Source organism: Psychrobacter sp. TB20-MNA-CIBAN-0197 (assembly GCF_040309765.1).
GTDB classification, from domain to species: Bacteria; Pseudomonadota; Gammaproteobacteria; order Pseudomonadales; family Moraxellaceae; genus Psychrobacter; species Psychrobacter submarinus.
This window is the reverse complement of sequence record NZ_JBEOPC010000443.1, coordinates 1-279: the sequence shown is the minus strand read 5'-3', so window position 1 is coordinate 279 and position 279 is coordinate 1. Positions and strand designations below refer to the sequence as shown.

General features: G+C 61.3%; 1 protein-coding gene. It reads right to left on the bottom strand.

Features of this window, described 5'->3' with window-relative positions:
- Nucleotides 1–279, bottom strand: a 279-nt coding sequence (locus tag AAEY83_RS14410) for a PDC sensor domain-containing protein (RefSeq protein ID WP_502945182.1), incomplete at both ends; no start/stop codon positions are given.

Here is a 279-nt window from a genome sequence, read left to right as displayed (position 1 = left end):
GCATGGCGATGGTCACCACCAAACCGCCGACTGCCGCCATGTACGGCGGCGTCAGCATGGTTTTGTCGGCGGCTACTGCCTGCTTGTACCAAGGCCGCTGACGCGGATCGTAACCGTCCGGCATCTTCGCATCGGGGCGCTGGGTGAAGACACCGTTGGCCTGGCCGACGTAAGTGAACTGGAAGTTCGAAGTGAAGGCCGGTTGATCGACAAGGCCCGGCAAGTCGGCATTCCTGCCTTGATGGGCAACGTTCTGCGCGAGGTTTTCCAGCACCAGAA